The organism is Microbacterium aquimaris, from assembly GCF_039531285.1.
Taxonomy (GTDB): Bacteria; Actinomycetota; Actinomycetes; order Actinomycetales; family Microbacteriaceae; genus Microbacterium; species Microbacterium aquimaris.
On record NZ_BAAAPT010000002.1, the window covers coordinates 667,239 to 688,689 of the forward strand.

General features: G+C 70.5%; 20 protein-coding genes. 11 read left to right on the top strand and 9 right to left on the bottom strand.

The window, feature by feature from the left end:
* Positions 1-109: 109 nt before the first annotated feature.
* From ABD204_RS12780 to prfB, 5 genes are all read right to left on the bottom strand, one after another.
* The gene (locus ABD204_RS12780) at positions 110-256 is read right to left on the bottom strand and encodes a hypothetical protein (RefSeq protein WP_194424520.1); all 147 of its coding nucleotides are present in this window, start codon (positions 254-256) and stop codon (positions 110-112) included.
* Positions 257-374: 118 nt separating this feature from the next.
* Positions 375-851 (bottom strand): SsrA-binding protein SmpB, encoded by a 477-nt coding sequence (gene smpB / locus ABD204_RS12785; protein WP_194424519.1) that lies wholly within the window; start codon positions 849-851, stop codon positions 375-377.
* A 69-nt stretch (positions 852-920) separates the two neighbouring features.
* On the bottom strand, positions 921-1,838 hold the full coding sequence (gene ftsX / locus ABD204_RS12790) for a permease-like cell division protein FtsX (RefSeq protein WP_194424518.1): 918 nt from the start codon (positions 1,836-1,838) through the stop codon (positions 921-923).
* On the bottom strand, positions 1,835-3,097 hold the full coding sequence (ftsE, locus tag ABD204_RS12795; protein ID WP_194424517.1) for a cell division ATP-binding protein FtsE: 1,263 nt from the start codon (positions 3,095-3,097) through the stop codon (positions 1,835-1,837). The genes ftsX and ftsE overlap by 4 nt, the downstream gene beginning before the upstream one ends.
* A 145-nt stretch (positions 3,098-3,242) precedes the next feature.
* The gene (gene prfB / locus ABD204_RS12800; protein WP_194424516.1) at positions 3,243-4,352 is read right to left on the bottom strand and encodes a peptide chain release factor 2; all 1,110 of its coding nucleotides are present in this window, start codon (positions 4,350-4,352) and stop codon (positions 3,243-3,245) included.
* A gap of 122 nt (positions 4,353-4,474) precedes the next feature.
* Between prfB and ABD204_RS12805 the strand changes: the two genes are divergently transcribed.
* Together ABD204_RS12805 and ABD204_RS12810 are read left to right on the top strand one after the other, a co-directional pair.
* The gene (locus tag ABD204_RS12805; RefSeq protein ID WP_194424515.1) at positions 4,475-5,761 is read left to right on the top strand and encodes an MFS transporter; all 1,287 of its coding nucleotides are present in this window, start codon (positions 4,475-4,477) and stop codon (positions 5,759-5,761) included.
* 4 nt (positions 5,762-5,765) lie between these two features.
* Positions 5,766-6,110 carry a hypothetical protein gene (locus ABD204_RS12810; protein WP_322597590.1) on the top strand — a complete coding sequence of 115 codons (345 nt, stop codon included), beginning with the start codon at positions 5,766-5,768 and terminating at the stop codon, positions 6,108-6,110.
* Positions 6,111-6,155: 45 nt separating this feature from the next.
* Here ABD204_RS12810 and ABD204_RS12815 read toward each other — a convergent pair whose 3' ends face one another.
* From ABD204_RS12815 to ABD204_RS12825, 3 genes are all read right to left on the bottom strand, one after another.
* On the bottom strand, positions 6,156-6,926 hold the full coding sequence (locus ABD204_RS12815; protein WP_194424514.1) for an ABC transporter ATP-binding protein: 771 nt from the start codon (positions 6,924-6,926) through the stop codon (positions 6,156-6,158).
* 7 nt (positions 6,927-6,933) lie between these two features.
* On the bottom strand, positions 6,934-7,950 hold the full coding sequence (locus ABD204_RS12820) for an ABC transporter substrate-binding protein (protein WP_194424513.1): 1,017 nt from the start codon (positions 7,948-7,950) through the stop codon (positions 6,934-6,936).
* Between the two features lie 68 nt (positions 7,951-8,018).
* Positions 8,019-9,092 (bottom strand): FecCD family ABC transporter permease, encoded by a 1,074-nt coding sequence (locus ABD204_RS12825; RefSeq protein WP_194424512.1) that lies wholly within the window; start codon positions 9,090-9,092, stop codon positions 8,019-8,021.
* Positions 9,093-9,173: 81 nt separating this feature from the next.
* Here ABD204_RS12825 and ABD204_RS12830 point away from each other — a divergent pair, with 81 nt between their 5' ends.
* From ABD204_RS12830 to ABD204_RS12850, 5 genes are all read left to right on the top strand, one after another.
* The gene (locus ABD204_RS12830; protein WP_194424511.1) at positions 9,174-10,880 is read left to right on the top strand and encodes an ABC transporter ATP-binding protein/permease; all 1,707 of its coding nucleotides are present in this window, start codon (positions 9,174-9,176) and stop codon (positions 10,878-10,880) included.
* Positions 10,877-12,658, top strand: coding sequence for an ABC transporter ATP-binding protein (locus ABD204_RS12835; protein ID WP_194424510.1), 1,782 nt, complete (start codon positions 10,877-10,879; stop codon positions 12,656-12,658). The genes ABD204_RS12830 and ABD204_RS12835 overlap by 4 nt, the downstream gene beginning before the upstream one ends.
* A 205-nt stretch (positions 12,659-12,863) precedes the next feature.
* Entirely contained in the window at positions 12,864-15,068 is a 2,205-nt protein-coding gene (locus ABD204_RS12840; protein ID WP_194424509.1) for a YcaO-like family protein, read from the top strand.
* Entirely contained in the window at positions 15,065-16,930 is a 1,866-nt protein-coding gene (locus ABD204_RS12845; RefSeq protein WP_194424508.1) for a YcaO-like family protein, read from the top strand. Before ABD204_RS12840 ends, ABD204_RS12845 begins: the two co-directional genes overlap by 4 nt.
* 88 nt (positions 16,931-17,018) lie before the next feature.
* Positions 17,019-17,411: a VOC family protein gene (locus tag ABD204_RS12850; RefSeq protein ID WP_206697366.1), complete on the top strand. Its 393-nt coding sequence runs from the start codon at positions 17,019-17,021 to the stop codon at positions 17,409-17,411.
* A 9-nt stretch (positions 17,412-17,420) separates the two neighbouring features.
* On the opposite strand, the gene ABD204_RS12855 is transcribed toward ABD204_RS12850, so the two are convergent.
* Entirely contained in the window at positions 17,421-18,170 is a 750-nt protein-coding gene (locus ABD204_RS12855; RefSeq protein WP_194424507.1) for an IclR family transcriptional regulator, read from the bottom strand.
* A 153-nt stretch (positions 18,171-18,323) separates the two neighbouring features.
* On the opposite strand from ABD204_RS12855, the gene ABD204_RS12860 reads away from it, so the two are divergent.
* Genes ABD204_RS12860 through ABD204_RS12875 form a run of 4 tightly spaced genes read left to right on the top strand, consistent with a single transcriptional unit; the run spans position 18,324 to position 21,451 of the window.
* Positions 18,324-19,079: an MIP/aquaporin family protein gene (locus ABD204_RS12860; protein ID WP_194424506.1), complete on the top strand. Its 756-nt coding sequence runs from the start codon at positions 18,324-18,326 to the stop codon at positions 19,077-19,079.
* The gene (dhaK, locus tag ABD204_RS12865) at positions 19,076-20,068 is read left to right on the top strand and encodes a dihydroxyacetone kinase subunit DhaK (RefSeq protein ID WP_194424505.1); all 993 of its coding nucleotides are present in this window, start codon (positions 19,076-19,078) and stop codon (positions 20,066-20,068) included. Before ABD204_RS12860 ends, dhaK begins: the two co-directional genes overlap by 4 nt.
* A 1-nt stretch (position 20,069) precedes the next feature.
* Entirely contained in the window at positions 20,070-20,714 is a 645-nt protein-coding gene (gene dhaL, locus ABD204_RS12870; protein WP_194424504.1) for a dihydroxyacetone kinase subunit DhaL, read from the top strand.
* Positions 20,711-21,451 (top strand): HPr family phosphocarrier protein, encoded by a 741-nt coding sequence (locus ABD204_RS12875; protein WP_194424503.1) that lies wholly within the window; start codon positions 20,711-20,713, stop codon positions 21,449-21,451. Before dhaL ends, ABD204_RS12875 begins: the two co-directional genes overlap by 4 nt.

Consider the following 21,451-nt stretch of genomic DNA (forward strand, 5'->3'; position numbering starts at 1 on the left):
TAATCCTCCTTGATCGATGGCGGCTGATTACCGCCTGACATGAGGTGTATTCCCGGAGGGCGTGCGATTCGGATGCAGCCGGCTAAAGAAAGTTCTGAGGCTCGCCGGATCAGCCGGTGACCGGGAGCGAGGGGACGCCGTCGTCGTCCGTCGAGGTGACGCCCATCATGGGTGCCACGACGGTGGTGGAGACGATGGCGGCAAGACCGACGACCGTCGCGAGGGCGACCGAGGCGACGAGGATCTTGAGCGCCACGCTCTTCCGGCCCGATGTCTCCCGGGCTGATGCCTTCCGGGCCGAGGTCTCTGGAACCGACGTCTTCATCCCGCGTCAGGTTATCGTGACCGCCGCAAGGCGTCCAGCGAGCGTCCGATCACTCCCCGAGACGGTTGCGGGTGCGCATGGCTCGTTCGGCCTCACGCTTGTCCTGACGCTCCCGCAGGGTCTGGCGCTTGTCGTACTCGGCCTTACCCTTCGCGATCGCGATCTCGACTTTGGCCCGACCGTCGCTGAAGTACAGCCGCAACGGAACGAGCGTGTAGCCGCCGGCGGACGCCGCGTGACCCAGCCGTTCGATCTCGTCCTTGTGCAACAGCAGCTTGCGCACGCGCTTGGCGGCATGGTTGGTCCAGTGCCCCTGCGAGTACTGCGGGATGTTCACCGCATCCAGGAACGCCTCACCCTTGTCGATGAAGGCGTACCCGTCGGTCAGGTTCGCGCGCCCCTCGCGCAACGACTTCACCTCGGTGCCCATGAGCACCAGACCCGCCTCGTAGGTCTTCTCGATCGTGTAGTCGTGGCGGGCGCGACGGTTGGTCGCGACGACCTTCTCTCCGCGTTCCCGGACCATGATGACTCCTTGGATGACTGATGCCACTCGAACGGCAGCCCGTCAGTCTACCCCGACGAGACGGGCGGATCAGGCGCGCAGCCAGCGTCGGATCGCGAAGCTCGCCGAGAACGCCGCCAGCACCGCACCGATCACGATCAGCACCGGCACGACCAGCAACGCATCGCCGATGTCGACCCACGTGGTCACGAAGTCCACCCTGTCACGGAGGTACTCCTCCACACCGAAGTGGACCCCGGCGAGCACGGCGCCGCTGGCCAGCACCGATCCGAGCAACGCCGCGAAGACGCCCTCGAGCACGAACGGCGTCTGGATGAACCGGTTCGACGCACCGACCAGGCGCATGATGCCCAGCTCTCGCCTGCGTGCATATGCCGACAGACGAATGGTCGTCGCGATCAGCAGGACCGCCGCGATCAGCATCAGCACGGCGATCCCGACCGCGATGTAGGTGGCGATCGTCAATGCGGAGAACAGCGGATCGAGATACTGGAGCTGATCGGCGACCTCTTCGACCCCCTCCATGCCCGCGAACGCCTCGATCAGCACGTCGGACTGACGTTGGTCGACGAGGTTGATCCAGAACGTCTGGTTCATCTGTTCGGGCGAGATGATGTTCGCGTAATCCTCACCCAGCAGGTCAAGGGCGTTCGCGTACGCCTCGTCCTGATCCTCGAACCGCACATCGCGGATGAGCGGTTCCAGCGCGGCCCCGTCGAGGGTCTCCTGCACCTGCGCGATCTGGTCTTCGGTGGCCACGCCACCCGAACACGTCGCGGTCTGCTGCGATACCGACGTGCACATGTACACGGCCACCTGGGCACGATCGACCCAGTAGTCGCGCATCGTGCTGATCTGCATCTGCATGAGCATCGCCGCGCCGACGAAGGTGAGCGAGACGAAGGTGACCAGCACCACCGACACGACCATCGACGCGTTGCGGCGAAGCCCGCCGAGCGCCTCGGCGAGGACCAGACGGAATCTCACGAGGTCGGCCCCACTTCGTCCTGGTCGCCCGTGCCGAGGCCGAGCCGGTCGGCCAGACCCAGCTCCTCCACCTCGACCTCGGGGAGGTCGATGACCGGCACCGGCTGCGTGCGGTGCACACGCCCCTCCGCGTCGGATTCCGAGGCGTCGGCGCGGTCCGACTCCCCCGCCGGCGCGGCCGTCGAGGCGGCGTGCGACCGGGGAACGGTCGCGTCGGCGGTAGAGGGCGCGACCGGGGCGGCGGACGCGGCGGGTTCCGGCGTCGCGGTGGCCGCGTCGGGTGCGGGGCGATCGGCGGAGGAAGCCGCGGGAGCGGACGCCGCGGCGGGTCGGGTCGAGCCGCTCGCGGACGGGGCGGATGACGCCGGAGCGGCGGACGCCGCGTCCGACGGGGACGCCGCCGTGGACGGGGACGCCGCGGCGGGGGTTGCCTCGGCGGCGGGACGCGTCATGCCCGGCTCGACGCCGCGGGCGATCGACGCCGCAGCCTCGCGCTGTACCTCAAGGACCTCGGTGAGGGCGGCCACCGCGGCGGCACCGCGCACCGGCTCGGGTGCGAGGGTCGGCAGGCCGGAGGTGTCGCCGTAGCCGCCGTGGCTGTCGTCGCGCATCATGACGCCGTTCTTCAACTCGATCACCCGTCGTTGCATCTGATCGACGAAGTTCGCCTCGTGGGTGGCCATCACCACCGTCGTGCCGCCGGCGTTGATGCGCGCGAGCAGCCGCATGATGTCGATCGACGTGGCCGGATCGAGGTTGCCGGTCGGCTCGTCCGCGAGCAACACCTGCGGGCGGTTGACCAGCGCACGGGCGATCGCCACACGCTGCTGCTCACCGCCGGAGAGTTCGTGCGGCATCCGCTTCTCCTTGCCGGCGAGCCCGACGAGGGCGAGCACCTCGGGCACGGCCTGCTGGATGAACGCGCGCGACGATCCGATCACCTGGAGCGTGAAGGCGACGTTCTGGAAGACGGTCTTGCCGGGAAGCAGCCGGAAGTCCTGGAACACCGCACCGACGTGACGGCGGAAGTACGGGACCTTGCGGCTCGACAGGGTGCGCAGGTCGCGGCCGAGTACGACCACGCGGCCGTCGCTGGGCACCTCTTCGCGCAGGATGAGACGCAGACACGACGACTTGCCCGACCCCGAGGCGCCGACGAGGAAGACGAACTCTCCGCGGAGGACCTCGAAGTCGACGTTGTCGAGCGCCGGGCTCTTCGTGCCGCGATAGCGCTTGGTGACGTTTTCGAACCGGATCATGGCGAATCGAGCCTAAGCGAGCGCATCCGCCACACCCTCAGCGACACCCGCGCGGCGCGCGCACATCACCGATGCACAGCAACGGCGGTCGGGTAGGGCGCCAGGCCGCACCGCCGCACGACGCCCGTCGCGAGCCGGGACGCACTCAGTCGTCGTCCTTGCGCTTGCGCCAGCGGATGCCCGCGGCGATGAAACCGTCGAGGTCGCCGTCGAACACCGTCGCGGGGTTTCCCACCTCGTGGCCGGTGCGCAGGTCTTTCACGAGCTGCTGGCCGTAGAGGAAGTAGGAGCGCATCTGATCGCCCCAGCTGGCGGTGATGGTGCCCGCGAGCTCCTTCTTCTTCGCCGCCTCTTCCTCCTTCTGCAACAGCATCAGGCGGGTCTGCAGCACGCGCATCGCGGCGGCGCGGTTCTGGATCTGCGACTTCTCGTTCTGCATCGACACGACGATGCCAGTCGGAAGGTGGGTCAGGCGCACCGCCGAATCGGTGGTGTTCACCGACTGGCCGCCCGGGCCCGACGAGCGGAAGACGTCGACGCGGATGTCGTTCTCGGGGATGTCGACCTCCTGCGCCTCCTCCATCACCGGGATGACCTCGACCGCGGCGAAGCTGGTCTGACGCTTGTCGGCGCCGCCGAACGGACTGATGCGCGCGAGGCGGTGCGTGCCGGCCTCGACCGACAGGGTGCCGTAGGCATACGGCGCGTCGATCTCGAAGGTCGCCGACTTGATGCCCGCACCCTCGGCGTAGGAGGTGTCCATGACCTTCGTCTTGTAGCCGTGACGTTCGGCCCACCGCAGGTACATGCGCAGCAGCATCTCCGCGAAATCGGTCGCGTCGTCGCCGCCGGCGCCGGAACGGATGGTCACGACCGCCGACCGCTCGTCGTACTCCCCGTCCAGGAGCGTCTGCACCTCGAGCTGGTTGACGACGTCTTCGAGCTCGGCCAGTTCGTGACGGGCCTCCTCTGCCGACTCCTCGTCGTCCATCTCGACGGCGAGTTCGACGAGCACCTCGAGGTCGTCGATGCGCTTTTCCAGTTCCGTGATCCGCTTCAGCTCGTGCTGGCGGTGGCTGAGCGCGCTGGTGACCTTCTGCGCGTTCTCCACGTCGTCCCAGAGGTCGGGGGCTGCGGCTTCGTCGTTGAGCCGGGCAATCTCCTTCTCGAGCGCGTCGACATCGACGACGGCCTTGATATCGGAGAAGGTCGAACGCAGGGCCTGGATGTCGGCGGACATATCGAGTTCAAGCATGGCGCTCCAGCCTACCGCCGTCGGGCCGCGTCCCGCCGCTACGAGCCGGTGCGCGGGGCAGAGAGACAGCCGCCGGTCACGAGCCGGGGTATCGTCGGGGCCGACATGAACGACTCGGCGACATGAACGACTCGGCCAACATCAACGACTCTGCGGGGCGCATCCTCACCCGTTTCGCGCCGATGATCTACGGCCCCACCCTGTTGTTCGCCGTCGGGCTGGGCGCCGTCCTCCCCCTCATCCCCGTGATCGCCGCCGACCGTGGCGCGAGCCTGGCGGCAGCGGCACTCGTCGCCGCGGCCGTCGTGATCGGCCAACTCGTCGGCAACATCCCCGCCGGCTACGCCGTGGCGCGCCTGGGCGAACGGGTCACCATGGTGATCGCCGGATTCCTGGGTCTGGCCGGCGTCATCGGCATGGCCCTCACGCCCGGCCTGGTCGCCTTCACCCTGTCGGTGTTCGTCGTGGGCCTGAGCGCCGCGGCGTTCGGTCTGGCGCGACACTCGTTCATGACCACGCGGGTGCCGTTGTCGTTCCGCGCCCGCGCGCTGTCGCTGCTGGGAGGAACCTTCCGTCTCGGCTCGTTCACCGGCCCGTTCCTCGCCGCCGCCCTCCTGGCGGTGTTCGGCGACGAGCACGCCACGATCTGGTTCTTCGCCGCGTGCCTGGTCGGGACGATCCTGCTGGTGCTCTTCGGGCCCGACCCGGAGACGGCCGTCAGCACCCCCGACCCGCGCCGCGACGAGCGCGACCACGAAGACACCGGCGAGGTGATCACCGGACCGGTGGCCACCACCGGCGCGCGCGACGGCGTCTTCCGCACCATGTGGCGATACCGCACGGTGCTGTCCCGCCTGGGTCTGGCCGCCGCCTCGCTGTCGGCGGCGCGCGCCGCACGCTCTGTCGTCTTGCCCCTGTGGGGTGTCTCGATCGGCCTCGACGCGCAGACGATCGCCCTCGTGGTCGGCGTCTCGGGGGCGATCGACTTCGCGCTGTTCTACGCCAGCGGCCAGGTGATGGACCGGTTCGGGCGACTGTGGGCGGCGCTTCCGGCGATGATCCTCATGGGGTCGGGGTTCGCCGCCCTCGCCTTCACCCACGACGGGGAGCAGGCGGCGATGTGGTTCGCGATGTTCGCCGCCGTGCTCGGTGTCGGAAACGGCCTGTCCAGCGGCATCCTCCTCACCCTCGGTGCGGATGTCGCGCCGCCGACCGATCCCGCGCCGTTCCTGGGATCCTGGCGCACCCTCAGCGACGCAGGTGGCGCACTGGCCCCGGTCCTGGTCTCCGCGATCACCGCGGTCGCCTCGCTTCCGATCGCCGTGGCCGCGATGGGGGTGATCGCCTTCGCCGGAGCCGGTGCGTTCCTGCGCTGGGTCCCCCGGTTCGTGCCCCGGGTGCGAGACTGACGCGGTGACCACCGGCGCACCCGACGACATCATGCGGTTCTGCCGCAGTCGCCGCGACGGACGACGCTGCACCCGCCCCGTCGACCATGCCGGGCTCCACCGTCACCGCACGGTGATGTGGGCTGACACCGGCGCCGACCCGCTCCGCTGTCCGGGGTCCGGGGCCCCCGGCGAACCTGCCGCGATGGTCCCCGACGGGTGGCCGCACGGACGCGCGCTCTGCGCGGCGTGCCACCGCTTCGTCCCGCTCCACGACGGTGTCCTCGCGCCCCACGACACCAGTGACGCGGGCGAGCCGCGGGCCGAGGCGCTCCGGCGACGCGAGTGGTTCAATACCTTCGGGTGGTGAGGCCCACCGAGCCGTATCGCCGACCGCGACGAATCGTTCGGCGAGTCACGTCACCGCCCGCTCGGCCGGACGGAAGACCAACTGCGGAACGCCGTCCAGGTCGACGCGGCGCATCGAGATGCCGTAGACCGGTTCGAGCACGTCGGGCACCAACACATCGTGCGGGGTCCCGCGTGCGGCGATCCGCCCCCCGTCGAGCAACATCAGTTCGTCGCAGTAGCGCCCGGCGAGGTTCAGATCGTGCAGGACCACGACCGTCGTCAGCGGCAACGAGTGCACGAGCGAGAGGATGTCGTGCTGGTAGCGCACGTCGAGGTGGTTGGTCGGCTCGTCCAACAGCAGATGGGTGGCCTCCTGGGCCAGCGCGCGAGCGATGAGCACGCGCTGGCGTTCGCCGCCGGAGAGCTCATCGATGCCGCGGTGCGCCAACGCGTCCACCCCCGCCCGCGACATCGCCTCGGCGGCGGCCTGCTCGTCGACGGGACGGTAGCGGCTCCAGCCGGACAGCCGCGGCGAACGACCCAGCAGCACCGAATCCCACGCCGTCAACGGAAGACCGCTCGGCTCCTCCTGCGCCACGACGGCGATACGCTCGGCGCGCTGTCGCGCGGTGAGGTCGTCCACGCTCACACCGTCGACCTCCACCCGGCCGCCGGCGCGCCGCAACGCCCCCAGCATGGCGCGCAACATGGTGGATTTCCCCGATCCGTTCGGACCGATCAACCCGAAGGTGATCCCGGTCGACGCGGTGAGGTCGGCCGCGTCGAGGGCGACCGTCCGGCCGTAGCGGACGGTCACCCCCTCGGCGGTGATCATCCGACGATCATCCCTCGAGTGCGCCGGTGCCCACGAGCACCTGCTCGAGACCGCGCACCGCACCCGGATCGGGCGCGAGGTCCGAAGCGAGCACGCCGATCACACGGTCTTCCTGCACGGCGGTGAGGTTCTCCGCGCCCGGCTCAGCCAGGAACAGCGCCAGCGCCTCGTCGAAGCTCTCGCCGTACAGGCCGTAGGCCAGCACGATCGTGTGGGGGTCGGCGTCGAGCAACGTCTCGATGTTGGCCTCGAGGTAGACCGACGGCTCGTCGCCGTAGACGTTGTCGAACCCGGCGCGCGCGAGCACGTCGTCGGCGATGCCCTGTCCGCCACGGGCCGACATGGTCGCCCCGTCGAAGAAGTAGTACACGACCGCAGCGCTCTCGCCGGCGTTCTGCGAGGTGTCCACATCGCTGAGCGCGTCGACCTCGGCACGCAGCGCGGCGACATTCGCCTCCGCGACCTCGCTGGTGTCGAACACGGTACCCAGCCGCTCGACGTCGGCGAAGATCGCGTCGAAGTCGGTCTTGTCGGTCAGGGCCGCATCGTGGCTGCACTCACCGTCGATGACGACGTTGGGGATGCCGACGGCGGCCACGTCTTCATCGGAGGCGTTGAACAGTCCGTATCCGACGATGATGTCGGCCTCGGTCCCGACGATCGCCTCGATCGCGGGGTCGGAGGGGTCGACGATCTCGACGTCCTCCGGCGGGTTCGACAGCCCGGCGGGCAGGTCGGCACCGAACTCGCCGGCACGGGCGATGATCCGGTCCGACGCACCGGCGGCATCGACCAGCGCGACCGCCGAGGTGCCGATGGTCAGCACGCTCTCCGGCTCGGAGTCGATGGTGAGGTCTTCGCCGCAGTTGACGATCGTGACGGGGTACACCGTCTCTTCGACGGCGACCGCCTCGGTCTCGACCGATACCGGCTCGGCGTCGGTGCTGCACGCGGCGAACGCCAGCACGCCGACCAGGCCGAGGGCGCCGAAGCTCGCCCGTCGCAGTGGTGTGGGGAGGGACATGTGGTTCCTTCTCTCTTTTTCGGGTGTTTTCGGGACAGGGTCTGAGTCGATGTGACGCGGCGAGGCGGTCAGCGCGTGATGGTGCGGCGCACCAGGGCGATCAGCAGTGGCGTGCCGATCAGGGCGGTGACGATGCCCAGCGGAAGTTCACGTGGCGCGAAGGCGACTCGGGCGAGGGCGTCTGCGGCGACCAACAGCACCGCGCCGATGAGTGCCGAAACGGGCAACAGGATGCTGTGGCGGCCACCGACCAGACGTCGGGCGATGTGCGGCACGACCAGTCCGACGAAGCCGATGAGACCCGAGACCGCCACGGCCGCGGCGACCGCGATGCTGACCACCAGGGCCGCGGCCGCACGGAAACGGGTCGGATGCGTTCCGAGGGCCAGCGCGGTGTCGTCGCCGATGGCCAGGGCGTCGAAGCGGCGGGCCCAGACCAGGAAGATCACGAACGCGGCCACGACCAGCACGACCAGCAGCGGCACGGATGCCCAGCGTGCCTGCGCGAGCGAGCCGAGCATCCAGAACATCACCGCGCGCGCACCGTCGCGAGTCTGCCCGGCGAAGACGAGGAAGTTGGTCAGGGCGGTCAGGGCGAAGCCCACGGCGATCCCCGCGAACACGAGGCGCGAGGTGATCAACCGCCCGCCGATGCGGGCGATCGAAAGGACCAGCACGATCGCGGCCAGCGCGCCGACGAAGGCGCTGCCGGTGAGGGCGATCGCCCCGAGGGAGCCGCCGATGCCGAACAGGATGCTCGCGGCGGCACCGGTGGAGGCTCCGGACGAGATGCCCAACAGATACGGATCGGCCAGCGGGTTGCGCACCAACGCCTGGATCACGACTCCGGCAACCGCGAGCGCGGCTCCGACGAACAGGCCGAGCAACACCCGGGGGACGCGGATCATCCACACGATCGAGTGATCGGAAGTCGACGACGCTTGCGCGGGACCGAGACCGATCTCCCCCGCGATGATGCGGGCGACGACGTCGGGCGGAATCGCCACGGGGCCGATCCCGACTGCCACGACGGCCACGACGGCCGTGGCGACGGCGAGCGCGATGGTCAGCAGAAGATTCCGACGGCGTGTCGCGCGCGCTGCCGCGGCGGGCGCCGGGGGCGCCACGGTCACCGCTGGCATCGGGGGGCAGAAGTCGTGTACAACTTGTCGAGCACCGTTCTTGATAATGATTGTCGTTAGCACGTTAGCAGAGGGTCACCCATGGTCAATTTCGCTCTTGTGCGCCTGGTGAGCCCCCACGGCCTCGGCATCGCGGCGGGCGCCGCGGTGGGCCTCGCGCTGAGCGCACTCGCGATCACCCAGGCGCTCGCCACCGCGTCGGTCTTCAGTGGCATCCTCGACGGGCTCTCCCCGACCGCCCTGGTCCTGCCGTTGCTGATCCTCGCCGCAGCGCTGCTGCTCCGGCCCGTGGGCACGGCCTCCCGTGAGCTCGTCGCGCACCATGTCGCCTCGCGCATGAAGCGACGGCTTCGCGGCCGCATCCTCGACCACGAGACCGCACGCGGACCGTTCGCACCGGGCACGGAACGCATCGGCTCGCGACATGCGCTCCTGGTCGACGGCGTCGAGAACCTCGAGCCCTACGTCACCCGATACCTGCCCCAGGTCCTCGTCACCGGCGTCACCGCGGTGGTCACCGTCGGGATCCTCATCGCCATCGACCCGGTCGTCGGCGTCGTCGCCGGCGCAACGGCTCTCCTGGTGCCCTTCATCCCCCGACTGTGGGACCGTGCGCTCAAGGGACGCGGCGAAGAGCACTGGGGTGCCTATTCGGCACTCCACGCCGACGTCGTCGACGCGATGCGCGGCATGGAGACCCTCAAGCTCCTCGGCGCCGCCGGTCGCCGTCGGGACGAGCTCGACCGCGCGAGCGACTCGTTGCTGGCCGCGACCCTCCGCCAGGTGCGGCTGTCCCTGGTCGAGTCCGGTTTGACCGGCTTCCTGCTCGTGGCCGGCCCCGCCCTCGTCCTGACGGTCGGAGTCACGCGCGTCTGGGCGGGCACGCTGGCCCCCTCCGCTCTGTTCGCGGTCACCCTCATCGGCTTCGAGGTCTTCCGCCCCTTCCGCGACCTCTCCAACCATTGGCACGCGGGGTACCTGGGTGTCACGGTCGGATCCCGGATCCTCGCCGAACTGAACGCGCCCGTCGAGACCGCGCCGGCTCCCGCTCCGCAGACTCCGCCGGACGCATCGATCGCCGTCGAACTCGACCACGTGACCGTGAGGTACCCGGGCGCGGCGCACGACGCCCTGCACGATCTCACCCTCCGCGTCCCCCGTGGGCGACTGACCGCGATCGTCGGCCCCTCGGGTGCCGGCAAGTCCACCGTCGCCAACACGATCCTGGGCCTTCTCGCCCCGGCCACCGGGTCGGTGGCACTCGACAGGATCGTCGGCGTACCGCCGGTCTCCCTCGTCTCGCAGGATCCGGTGATCTTCGCCGGCACACTCCGCGAGAACCTCACCGTCGTCGCCCCCGACAGCGACGACGCGTCGCTGATCGACGCGCTGGAGCAGGCGCAGGCCGCCGAACTGGTCGAGCGCGGACTCGACGCGCCCGTCGGTGACGGCGGCGCACTCCTTTCCGGGGGCCAACGCCAACGCGTCGCGATCGCCCGCGCACTGCTGCGCCGCTCCCCCGTCCTCCTGCTCGATGAGGCATCCTCCGCCCTCGACGCGCGACGCGAAAGTGCGCTACTGACGACCCTCCGTGACGCGGGCGGCGCGGGCGGCGCGCGGACCCTCGTGGTCATCGCCCATCGCCTCACCGCGATCCGCGACGCCGACCTGGTCGTCGTCGTCGACGGCGGGCAGGTGGTCGAGCAGGGCGGGTATGACGAGCTGCTCGAGCGCCGCGGAACCCTCTGGCGGCTCCACACCGCCCAGGCCGAGGAGGTCGCAGCGTGACCTCCTCCACCGCCCTCCTGCGCCCCGTCGTGCGTCTTCTGGACGAGGTCGGTCACGAACGTGGCCTGTTCCTGCGCTCCACGCTGTCGATGACGGCGTTCCAAGCGGCCACCGCCGCCGCGGCGGGGCTGTCGACGGCCGTCGCGACCAGCGTCATCGCCGACACGCCGCACAGCCTGGTCGTCGCCCTCCTGGTGGGCCTGGTCGCCGCGGTGATCGCCGCGGCGGTGTTCACCTGGATCGAGTCCTGGCTCAGCCACGTGCTGGCCTATCGCGTCATCGCCGCGCTGCGCATGCGGGTCTACGACGCCGTCGAGAGGATCGTCCCCGCCCGCACCGGCACCCGACGCACCGGCGAGGTCGCGGGCACCGCGATGAACGACGTCGAGACACTGGAGTGGTTCTACGCCCACACGCTCGGCTCCGGGGTCAACGCGATCGTGTCACCGGCCCTGGTGTCCGTCGCCCTGGTGGCCATCACCGGACCCATCGGACTGATCGTCCCCGCCGGTGTCGCCCTGCTGCTGGCCGTCCCCTGGGTCCTGGCCCGCGTGCAGGTCGCACAGGGAACACGCATCCGCGCCCGGCTGGGCGACCTGCAGGCGGTCTCCTTCGAAGGCGCGGAAGCCCGCCGCGAGTTGACCGCGCTCGGTCTCACCGACTATCACCGCGAACAGGTGCTCGCCCGGACGGCGGACGTCCAGCGCGCCAAACGCGGTTTCGCGATGCGTGCCGCGGGCGAATCCGCACTCGCCGACATCATCGTCGCCACCACCAGCCTCAGCTTCCTGGTCGCCTTGATGGCCGGGGCCGCGGCCGGCACCGTCGACCCCGTCGTCATCCCCGTGGCCCTCGTGCTCGTCTCCGCCGCCGTGGTCCCCGCCGCGGGAGCCTTCGTCATGGTGCAGCGCCTGGGCGAGATGTCCGCTGCGGCCTCTCGCGTCCTCTCCCTCCTCGACGAGGTCGACGACGAGCCCGCGCCGCGAGCACTTCGCGAGGCCCCACGGCACGGAGCGGTGCGTTTCGACGCCGTCACCTTCTCGTATACCGGCGGCCCGCCCGTGCTGCGCGGACTCGACCTCGAGATCGCCGCCGGCGAGACGGTCGCCCTGGTCGGTGGTTCCGGCGCCGGTAAGACGACCGTGGCGCGACTGTTGGCCGGCCTCTGGCGCGCCGACACGGGCACCGTGACCCTCGACGGCGTCTCCCTGCGCGATATCGAAGGCACCTCCCTCCGCCACGAAGTCGCGCTGGTCTCGCAGAGCCCGTTCGTCTTCCGAGGCACCGTGCGCAGCAATCTGCTCCTCGCCGACCCCGACGCCACTGAGACGGCGCTGTGGCGCGCGCTGACCGACGCGGGTCTCGCCGACACCGTCCGCGCATGGGACGACGGGCTCGACACCCGGGTGGGTGACCGCGGCGCGACGATGTCGGGGGGCCAGCGCCAACGCCTCTCCATCGCACAGGTGCTCCTGCGCGATCCGGCGGTGCTCATCCTCGACGAAGCCTCCGCCCAACTCGACACCGTCCGCGAGGCCGACCTGGCCGATGCGGTGGCACGCCTCCGCGACGGACGCACGACGATCGTGATCGCCCACCGGGTGTCGACCATCCGCCGCGCGCCACGTGTGGTGCTCCTCGAAGACGGTCGCGTGGTCGCCGACGGCGCGCACGCCGACCTGCTCGCGACCCAGGACGCCTACCGCACCCTCATCGCCCACGACCAAGCCCCGCCGGCGGACCTCGCCGGCACCGCCACGCCCCCCGGAAGGAGGTGAAACACATGCAGCAGATCGCCGTTTCGGAGGTCGCCACGGAGCGCTCGGAAGAGCAGATCCTGGCACCCAACGCCAACAACCACGGACACGTCTCGACCGCTTTCGCCTGGTCGTGATCGTCCCGCGGGCGTCCCGTGTGAACGGGGCGCCCGCGCCCATCCACGTGCCGCAGCCCCCCTTCCCCGCCCGTGACCGAGGAGTCGCCATGTCCGCCCCATCCACCACAGCCACCGCCCGCGTCGAGATCCGGGCCCTCGGCCCGGCACAGAGCCTGCTGACCACGCCGACCGGCGCGTCATTCACCGTCGACATCGACGCCGCGACGGCGCTGCGCATGGTCGACGCGTGGGCGAGCGGGCACGCCTCCCCCGCTCTCGCGGAGGGGTGGGACGAGGCGGGGAGTCTGCTCCGCGACGTCCTCGAACGCGACGGCGCCTTCCACGTACCCGACGACGCGGGGATCCTCCCCGACGCACCGCCGAGGTGGGACGAGAGCGACGGCTCGGACGCCTCTGCGGGAGACCTCCTGCTCACCGGCGACCCGATCGTCGTGGCAAGCCTGCAACAGGCCTCGACGAGACCGCTGCGGGCGATGCCGGCCGACGACTGGCAGCGGGTGGTGCATCGCGCCTTCCGCACCGGTGAACTGCTCGTCTTCGCTGTGCGCGGAGGCGATGACGCCACTCTCATCGCACTGGATCGGCTGTGTAGCGACGCCCGGACGCCGTGGGTGGCCGTGGAGGTCACCCGCTCACACGTGTGGGTCGGCCCGTTCGTGACACCCGGCGTAGGCGCCAACTACGAAGACTTCGCCGCGCGCCGCACCGCCGCGGCCTTCGACGCCGCCGCACACCGCGCACTTCGCACGCCCGCCGTCGGCGGCGACGCGGGATTGCCGCCACACCGGCTGGACATCGCGATGCGGGCGGCCCGCGACATCCTCACCGACGAACGGGTCGGCGACACCGTCTTCGATGTCTCACCCGATGGTTCTGCCGTGCGCCACCCCGTCCTCCCGCTGCCTGACAGCGTCATCAGCGCCGCGCACCCGCATGCGCCCGGCGACCTCGTGGACCCGGTGACCGGGATCGTCCAACGCACCAGGGACGTCACCCACCACCCGAGCATCCCCCGTTCCCTCGCGACCGCGCAGAGCGACGTGTGCAATATGCGTCGCGTCTCGCGGTGGGCCAACAACACCTCGTGCCAGGGTGCCGCGTTCGGTGACCCCGAACAGGCGCGGGCCAGCGCCATCGGGGAGGCCGCGGAACGGTACTGCGGCAACCTCCTCGACACCTTGCCGGTCACCTTCGCCAGCTATGACGCCCTGAGCCGTGGCCCGATGCGGGTCCTCGACCCCGATCACCTCGTGCTCTACTCCGACCGGCAGTACGACACCCCCGGGTTCCCGTTCGCCCGCATGACGCACGACCTCGAGATGCACTGGGTGCCGGGGCGCTCGCTCACGACCGGGGAAGACCTCCTCGTGCCGGCCAGCATGGTCTACGTCAACTGGTTCACCGCCGGATACTCCGCCGCACCGGTGACCAATTTCTGCCCCTTCGCGGGGATCGCCGCCGGCCCCACGATGGACTACGCCATCACGTCGGCCCTCGAGGAGATCATCGAACGCCACGCGACCATGGTCTGGTGGCTGAACGCCCAACCCCTCGACGCGACCGACCCCGGCGCCCTCGGCGCCGTGTGGGAGGACATACCCGCCGAGGCAGGACAGCGCCCGTCCCTGATCATGATCGACAACGAATTCGGGGTCCCGGTGGCCGCCGGCGTGCTCCACAACGACCTCGACACGCTCGTGAACGTCGGCTTCGCCTGCCGCGACACCCCCGAAGCCGCCGCCCTCAAAGCCTGGACCGAGGCCTGCACGCTCCAGGAGGGCAGCCGCGACCTGCTGCGCGCCGACGGGGCGCATTGGGACGCCATGTCCCGCGGAGAGCTCAACAGCCGTTCGTTCAAGCCCTGGCGCGCCGACCGGGCCTACCTCGACTCGTACCGGGAGGACATGCGCGACTGCGACGACCTGATGGTGCAGCAGCAGGTGCACCTCGATCCTCGGGCGGTGCGCCGTGTGGCCCCGTTGCTGGAACGCCCCGTGACCCGCACGCTCGCTGACGCGCCGCGGCTGGAATCCCGCACGCCGGATGCCTACCGCCGCGCGCTGGAGGCGGCCGGGCACGAGGTCATCGTCGTCGACATCACCTCCCCCGACATCGCCAGCACCGGCATGGCCGTCGTGCGGGCGATCGTCCCGGGCACGGTCGGCAACGCCCCCGCCGCGTTCCCCTTCCTCGGCGGCGGGCGCGTGCAGGACCTCGCCGTCGAGTTGGGCTGGCGCACCCGTCCGCTCGCCGAAGACGAGCTCAACCACTTCCCGATCCCGCACGCATGACCCCCCTGAGCGTGCACGCGCTCGGCGAGGATCGACTCTTGGTGAGCGCGTGGGGCGGTCGCCGGTGGGTGCTGGAGGCCCCGCCGTCACAGATCGACGCCCCGGCCGTCCAGGCGGCGCTTGATCGGCTGCGCGCATCCGCCGAGAACGCCCCGGCACTTCCCGCCACCCTCGGCACGTCACCCGGGTGGGAGGAATGCGACGAGTCCGCCGGCTCCGACGGCGAAGGCAAGGACGGCGAGGGGCGCCTCGTCACCGGCCGCGAGACGCCGCCGGTGGTCGTCGGGTTGGATGCGTTGGGCACTCTCGCCGCGAAGGTGCGCCGGAAGACGACGGTCGGCGTCCTCTTCGCCGGTCGCCTTTTCCGCACCACCCTGGCGCCGGGTGACTCGGCGCACGATGCGGCGGAGCTGTCCCGGATGCTGCGCGCGACCATCGCCGAACCCGCGCACGCCGCCACCCTCGCCGGGCCCGCCGTCCGCGACGAGATCACCCCGCTGCTACGGGCCGGCGCAGACGTCACGGGGACGGCGAGGGAGCACGATGCGGTGGAGGAGTGGAACGGGGCATCGTGGTGCGCGCACCGCCGGCGACCGCGTCCACTGGTCGACCCCGTCACCGGGATCCTCGCCCGCGTCACCGCACGCCCCGTCGACCCGGACGCCCCACCCGGCTTCGTGCATCTGCACGCGGAGCTCCCCCATCTCACGAGTGTGGATCAGAGGTTCCAGCCCGACCCCCTCGCCCCGGCCGGAGGGTTCCGCGGCGGAGCCTCGCCCGACGACGAAGCGGTCCGCTCCGGGCTGGCCCACCTGTGCGGTGCGTACCTGGGTCAGGGACAGATCCGGCTCGCCGACGCGACGAGCCTGCGCGCGGCCGGCGACGAGGTGCTGACGGTCGACCGATGGCGCCCGCACCCGCCCGAACTCCATACACATCCAGGGTTCCCCTTCGTCCGGCTCGGCGACGACGACCCGACCTGGTGGCTGCGCGGAGACGAGTGCGGGCGCACCTGCTGGGTGCCGCTCAGCCTCGTGCACGCCGGCTACCTCGCCTCTGAACTCGATCCGCTCCCCCGCACGAACGGGCACAACCTCGTCGGCCTCGGAGCCGGATTCACCACCGCGGAGGCCCGCGACCGCGCCGCCGCGCATCTCATCGCCCACGACGCCGTGTCCCGCTGGTGGGAAAGCGACGACGCCCTCCGCGAGGTCGACGCACCAGGTCCGGTCCGGGAGGCATGGGTCGGATGCGGGTGGTCCCTGCGGGTCCTGGCGGTCCCGTCACGGTTCGGGGTGCCGGTGCGCCTGGCGGTCGTCGACGCGGCGGATCAGGGCGTGGTCGCGCTGGGGTTCGGGTGCGCGCGTGAGGCCGATGACGCGACCGAGAGCGCGGTCGCCGCGGCCCTCATCCAGCACGCGTCCGCGCGCGACCTCGCCGGCGAGACGAGCCTGATCCGCAACGCGGCCGTGCTGGGTAACGGGGGCGTCGCCGGGCTCATGCCGTTCGACCCCGACCGCCGCTACGCCGACGCGTTCGCCGACACCCGTCGCCTCATCGATCCGATGTGCCATCTGCAGCGCGGCCTCGACCCGCGCGTGGTGGCAGACACGCGGCGCCGTGTGACCCCCGCCGCTCCGGAAGCGTCGGTCGATGTCGGCGGGCCCGCGACCGGGGCCGGACCGTCGCCGTGGGAGGCGCTCACCCGATCGGCGCGGACGGTTCTGGTCGATGTCACGACCGACGAGGTGCGCCAGGCGGGGACCCACGCCGTCCGTGTGCTCGCCCCCGACCTCCGTCGCATCGACGTGGCCGCCTTCGACGACCCGAGCCGCGCCTCGCACCCGTATCCCGGCTGGTGAACCGTCGTTGTTGACACGCACGGAGCCACGTGCCTAGCGTCGGTGTCGGTCGCCGAGCGGTGACCGACACCGACGAAGGACCGATCACATGGGCATCCGCATCAACCTCACGAGCGTGTTCGTCGACGACCAGGCCAAGGCCCTGGCGTTCTACACCGACATGCTCGGGTTCGTCCCGAAGAACGACATCCCTCTCGGCGAGCACCGCTGGCTCACCGTCGTCAGTCCCGACGAACCCACCGGCACCGAGCTGCTGCTCGAGCCCGACGAGCACCCGGCTGCACGCACCTACCGGGCCGCGCTCATGGCTGACGGGATCCCCGCCGCATCCTTCACCGTCGACGACGTCGCCACCACCCACGCCACCCTCAGCGACCGCGGCGTGAGCTTCACGCAGGATCCCCTGGCGATGGGCCCGGTCGTCACCGCCGTCCTCGATGACACGTGCGGCAACCTCATCCAGCTCACCAGCCCCGCCTGATCGAAACGCTCAGCGCGGCGGCCAGGAGGAGGCGCCGAGATCTCGCGAGATGTTCCGCGCCGCCTCGCGCAGCTCCCGGACCACCGCGTCGCGGGGCGGAAACTCCTCGACGGGAAGCGCGACACCCACCGCCGCGATGACGCTGCCGGACTCGTCGACGACCGGCGCGGCGAGCGCCGCATCTCCCAGCACGGCCTCCTCCCGCTCGATGGCGAGCGCATCACGGCGGACCCCGTGCAGCTCGGCGGTCAAAGCCGCCGCGTCGGTCACCGTGTTCTCCGTCAGGTCGTCGAGATCTCGCACCAGCACATCCCCGCGCATCTCGTCGTCATACGCCAGCAGGACCTTCCCGAGCGCCGAGGCGTGGGCCGGCAGGGTCAACCCGGTCTCGGGCATCTGCTCGGTGCCGTCGGGTCGGCGATCGTGGTGGATCACCAACACGTCACCGTTGAGGTTCACCCCCAGGCGCGACGCCAAGCCGGTACCCAGGGACAGTTCGTGCATCCGCCGCAAGGCCCGGGCACGCACATCGAGCGTGTCCAGGTAGACGCTGGACAGCCGCAACAGGGCCGGTCCGAGCATGTACCGGTTCCCTGCGGGCTCCTGTGCGACCAGCCCGTGCGCCGACAGCGACTTCACCAGCCCATGGACCGTCGACGGCGGTAGATCGAGCGCCGACGCCAGATCGCTGATACCGAGGCGGCGTGCGCCTTGCAACAGGTTCAGGATGCGCGCAGCTCTGTCGATCGATTGGATCATCGTCGCTCCTGTTCTCGGCGGGCCGCGGTGCATCCATTTTGCCCCTTGACAGCGCCGTCGGGGACGAGCATATTCGATATTGACGAAGCCGAGTCGACATTATCGAATCTGATCCCCATCTCGGCCGTCCCGTTCGAAGGAGAACAACCAGCAATGGACGAATATCGCACGTGGCAGAAACTCGCCGCCGAATTCCTCGGCACCGCGTTCCTGGTCTTCGTCGGCGTCGGCTCGGTGCCGGCCCTCGCGATGGTCAACGGAACCCAACCGTTCAGCGGCGCAGACCTCGGCTTCATCTCCCTGAGCTTCGGCTTGGTCGTCGTCGCCACGGTCTACGTGTTCGGGTACATCTCGGGCAACCACATCAACCCCGCCGTCACGATCGGCCTGGCCATCACGGGGAAGTTCCCGTGGCGTGAGGTCCCCGGCTACCTCATCGCCCAGGTGCTCGGCGCCATCCTCGGGGCGTTCGGCATCGTCGGCGTCCTGGGCATGACCGCAAGCGACCTCGGGCTCGGCATCGCCGCGTACGGCGACATCCCCGTCTGGCAGGCGTTCACCGCGGAGTTCGTGGGCACCTTCCTGCTGGTGTTCACGGTGTTCGGTGTCATCCACCGCAAGGCCGCCCCCGGCTTCGCGGGCATCGTCATCGGCTTCATCGTGTTCGCCGCCATCATCCCTGTCGCCCCGGCCACCGGAGCATCCATCAACCCCGCTCGCACGACCGGTCCGATGATCGTCCAGTCGCTGCTGGGAGGCGAGGTGCTCTGGGAACAGTGGCCGGTGTACATCGCGGCCGAGCTGCTGGCCGGTATCGCCGCAGCCGCACTGTTCACCGTCATCGCCCGCACCGAGGCCGACCGCACGACTCTCACCGACGCACTCACCGAAGAGGAGACCCGCTCATGAAGAAGCTCATCAACACCCCCGAATCCGTCCTCGCCGACGCGCTCCGGGGCGTCGAGGCCGCTCACCCCGACCTCACCGTCGACCACACCAACCGCGTCGTGATCAGCGGAGCACCCCGCGACGGCCGTGTCGCCCTCATCTCCGGCGGCGGGTCGGGCCACGAACCGCTCCACAGCGGCTTCGTCGGCGCCGGCATGCTCGACGCCGCGTGCGCCGGCGAGGTGTTCACCTCCCCCACCCCCGACCAGATGCTCGCCGCCGCCACCCAGGTCGACGGGGGCGCCGGTGTGCTGTTCATCGTCAAGAACTACACCGGCGACGTGCTGAACTTCGAGATGGCCGCCGAACTGGCGGGCGAGCAGGGCATCGACACCGCCTCGGTCGTCGTCGCCGACGACGTCGCCGTGCAGGACTCGACCTTCACCGCCGGACGTCGCGGCGTGGGAACCACGGTGTTCGTGGAGAAGATCGCCGGCGCCGCCGCGGCCGAGGGAAAGAGTCTCGCCGAGGTGAAGGCGGTGGCCGAGAAGGTGTCCGAGAGCGGCCGCTCGATGGGTATCGCTCTGACCAGCTGCACCCTGCCTGCGGTCGGCAAGCCGAGCTTCGAGCTGCCCGAAGACCAGATGGAGGTGGGCGTCGGGATCCACGGCGAGCCGGGGCGCAAGCGTGAGCAGCTGGCCACGGCCCGCGAGATCGCCGCCGAGATGGTGGAGGCCATCACCGCCGACCTGGACTTCACCGGCGGCCCCGTGATCGCCATGCTCACCGGCCTCGGCGGAAGCCCCCTCATCGAGCTCTACGGCGTGTACGCCGATGTGGCCGACCTCCTGGCCGAGAAGGGCATCACCGTCGCCCGCTCGCTCGTGGGCGACTACATCACCAGCCTCGACATGGCCGGCTGCTCGCTGACCCTCCTGCGCGCCGACGACGAGATGCTCCGCCTGTGGGATGCCCCCGTCAACACCACCGCGCTGCGCTGGGGATGCTGAAATGGCAGACATGATCACCGTTGAAGACCTGGACCGATGGCTGAGGCTGTCCGCGGAACGTCTGCACGCCGAAGCGGAGCGGCTCACCGAGCTCGACTCCGCCATCGGAGACGCTGACCACGGCACGAACATGACACGCGGGTTCACCGCCGTCGTGCAAAAAATCGACACCGCCGCGGCCACCGTGCAGGAGCGACTGAAGTCGGTCGGGATGACCCTGGTCACCACCGTCGGCGGGGCGAGCGGGTCCCTCTACGGCACGTTCTTCCTCGACATGGGCCGGAACAGCCCCGCGGAGGCGTCCATGAGCGCCGAGCAGTTGGCCGCGGCCATGCGTGCCGGGGTGGCGGCGGTGATCGCACGCGGGCACGCCCAGGTCGGCGACAAGACGATGATCGATGCGTTCCAGCCGGCGATCGACACGTTGAGCGAGAAGCTCGACGGCGGCGCGTCACTGGCCGAGTCGCTGCAGGCCGCCTCGGCGGCCGCTGCCGCCGGCTGCGAATCGACCAAGCCGCTCGTGGCACGCAAGGGACGCGCCTCCTACCTTGGCGACCGGAGCGCCGACCACCTCGACCCGGGCGCGGCCAGCACCGCGATCCTGTGGGCGGCCCTCGCCGACGCCGAGAGCGCGGAGTCCGCGTGATCGGGTTCGTCGTCGTCTCCCACAGCGAGCCCCTGGCCGAAGCGGCCGTGGACCTCGCCCTCCAGATGGTTCACGGAGAGCAACCCCCCGTGAAGATCGCCGCCGGCGCCGCCGGCGGGTTCGGCACCGATGCGGCCGCGATCGCCGGTGCGATCGACGCGTTGGCCGACAGTGAGGGCGTCGTCGTCCTCACCGACCTCGGCTCGGCGACGCTGAGCTCGGAACTGGCCCTCGACCTACGGGAGAGCAGCCAGCCGGTGCGCATCAGCACAGGTCCCTTCGTCGAGGGGGCGACGGCGGGCATCGTCCGCGCCGCCACCGGGGGGACACTGGAGGAGGTCGTCGCCGACGCCGACAGCGCGCTGCGCGCCAAGCAGCCCGATGCGGGCGGGGCGCCGACCGCGCCGGCGACCGACCCCGCGCCGGAGCAGAAGGACACCGCGCCGTCGGCGGAGCACGCTGTGATCGAACGCGCCCTGCTCAACCCGATGGGCATCCACTCCCGACCGGCGGCCGTGCTGGTCAAGGAGGCCGGACGCTTCGATGCGACCATCGAGATCAGCGACGTCACGACCGGGAAGGGCCCGGTCAAGGCGAAGAGCATGGTCGGGATGCTGTCACTGGGCACCGCGAAGGATCACGTCGTGCGCGTGGAGGCGACCGGGCCCGACGCGGCCGAGGCCGTCGCGGCGTTCGACGCGTTGATCCTCGAGGGCTTCGGCGAACTGGACGACTGA

Coding starts and splice junctions, on each gene's coding strand:
- ABD204_RS12855 (WP_194424507.1), bottom strand. CDS start 18,170: ATGATCCAATCGATCGACAGAGCTGCGCGCATCCTGAACCTGTTGCAA.
- ABD204_RS12805 (WP_194424515.1), top strand. CDS start 4,475: ATGAACGACTCGGCCAACATCAACGACTCTGCGGGGCGCATCCTCACC.
- ABD204_RS12815 (WP_194424514.1), bottom strand. CDS start 6,926: ATGATCACCGCCGAGGGGGTGACCGTCCGCTACGGCCGGACGGTCGCC.
- smpB (WP_194424519.1), bottom strand. CDS start 851: ATGGTCCGGGAACGCGGAGAGAAGGTCGTCGCGACCAACCGTCGCGCC.
- dhaL (WP_194424504.1), top strand. CDS start 20,070: ATGGCAGACATGATCACCGTTGAAGACCTGGACCGATGGCTGAGGCTG.
- ftsE (WP_194424517.1), bottom strand. CDS start 3,097: ATGATCCGGTTCGAAAACGTCACCAAGCGCTATCGCGGCACGAAGAGC.
- ABD204_RS12830 (WP_194424511.1), top strand. CDS start 9,174: ATGGTCAATTTCGCTCTTGTGCGCCTGGTGAGCCCCCACGGCCTCGGC.
- ABD204_RS12845 (WP_194424508.1), top strand. CDS start 15,065: ATGACCCCCCTGAGCGTGCACGCGCTCGGCGAGGATCGACTCTTGGTG.
- ABD204_RS12860 (WP_194424506.1), top strand. CDS start 18,324: ATGGACGAATATCGCACGTGGCAGAAACTCGCCGCCGAATTCCTCGGC.
- dhaK (WP_194424505.1), top strand. CDS start 19,076: ATGAAGAAGCTCATCAACACCCCCGAATCCGTCCTCGCCGACGCGCTC.
- ABD204_RS12825 (WP_194424512.1), bottom strand. CDS start 9,092: ATGCCAGCGGTGACCGTGGCGCCCCCGGCGCCCGCCGCGGCAGCGCGC.
- ABD204_RS12840 (WP_194424509.1), top strand. CDS start 12,864: ATGTCCGCCCCATCCACCACAGCCACCGCCCGCGTCGAGATCCGGGCC.
- ABD204_RS12850 (WP_206697366.1), top strand. CDS start 17,019: ATGGGCATCCGCATCAACCTCACGAGCGTGTTCGTCGACGACCAGGCC.
- ABD204_RS12820 (WP_194424513.1), bottom strand. CDS start 7,950: ATGTCCCTCCCCACACCACTGCGACGGGCGAGCTTCGGCGCCCTCGGC.
- prfB (WP_194424516.1), bottom strand. CDS start 4,352: ATGCTTGAACTCGATATGTCCGCCGACATCCAGGCCCTGCGTTCGACC.